Raw genomic sequence first — 1,285 nt, 5'->3', positions numbered from 1 at the left:
CAATTACGGCGGATTCGACTACGTCCGAATCCACTCGGTAATTACTAACGGTAGTTATTAAACAAAATACGTAAATTTATTCCCGTAACAACAGTTATATAAATACGTTGTAGGTAATTACCAAAATGAAAAAGACAAACTGGAAAATAGATGAAGACGGAACTCAAGTAAATTCAGTTTTGAATATACCAATCAAGTGGTTGAATATTTCCTTACAAACTTGGATTGAGGTTGAAGAAAATCAAGATTGGTGGACTGATAAACAAATTACTGCTTTCGAGAATTTTTTAAACTTGAATTTGGATTCGAAACAGGAACTTATAAAAAAATTAAATTCTATTTATTCTAGTGAATTCGAAAAAGGAAGAATTGAAAAAACTGAGTTTAACGATATTTTAGAATCTATAGATTGGAACCAAAGCCAAATTTGTTTACCACAACTTTATGATTCTGAAAATGAATATATACTTTTACTAACAGAGACTAAATGGAACATTTCTGATAGTGATTGCTCACTTGAACTTGAAATTCTATATGTTAATGGAGAAATTGAACTGATTCAAGAAATGTCTGGATTATGGAATAGAATTGAATGGTTCGAATATTATATAAAAAGAAAAACTACCTACAACAAGGTATAAAATTAATTGCTAATGCAAGCCTACTTCCGAAAATCTTCGTGAATTTTCTTTTAGGTTTGTATTTGCTAAATTAAGTGCTTAAACCACGCAACTAATCTTATACAAATACGTTAGCCACAAGTAAAATGAATAAACTAATTGAAAAGCCTCATCTGATTTTTTTACTTGCAATTCCGATAATATTGCTGTTTGGTATTTTGAATGCTGACAATGTTTTAGACATAAATATTCACGACACTTATTTTGTGATTCTTTATATACATTTCGCAATACTGATTTCAATACTCTTTGGACTAATGGGAATCGGATATTGGATTATGCAAAAATCGAACAGAAAATTATCAAAATGGTTGAATTGGACTCATATCGTATTGACTTTTGGCGGAGTTTTAGCTGTGTGGATTTTATCTAATTTTTATCGAACTGAAATTATGGAGTACGAATTCAACAATAATTTGAATTTAATTATTACTCTAATAATTTTAATTATGATTTTCGGACAATTTATTTTCCCAATTAATATTATACGTGGACTTTTAATTAAAAAAGATAAAACTAGTGGCTAACAACGTGTATAATTAATTGCGGCTGTCCCGAAGCTTCGGGACCTCGCCGGAAATTCAATCTTATTAATTATCTTTCCG

At 29.6% G+C, this 1,285-nt stretch carries 2 protein-coding genes; both read left to right on the top strand.

Annotated features, from left to right (window positions below; genetic code table 11):
• The first annotated feature begins 125 nt into the window (after positions 1 to 125).
• Positions 126 to 641 carry a hypothetical protein gene (locus ACOSP6_RS00435; RefSeq protein WP_422092362.1) on the top strand — a complete coding sequence of 172 codons (516 nt, stop codon included), beginning with the start codon at positions 126 to 128 and terminating at the stop codon, positions 639 to 641.
• Between the two features lie 125 nt (positions 642 to 766).
• Positions 767 to 1,207 carry a cbb3-type cytochrome c oxidase subunit I gene (locus ACOSP6_RS00430; protein WP_422092363.1) on the top strand — a complete coding sequence of 147 codons (441 nt, stop codon included), beginning with the start codon at positions 767 to 769 and terminating at the stop codon, positions 1,205 to 1,207.
• Positions 1,208 to 1,285 lie beyond the last annotated feature (78 nt).

It is taken from the genome of Tenacibaculum sp. MEBiC06402, from assembly GCF_049239625.1.
GTDB lineage: Bacteria > Bacteroidota > Bacteroidia > Flavobacteriales > Flavobacteriaceae > Polaribacter.
Note: the sequence above shows the minus strand (reverse complement) of the source record. Positions and strands in the feature narration are given on the sequence as shown.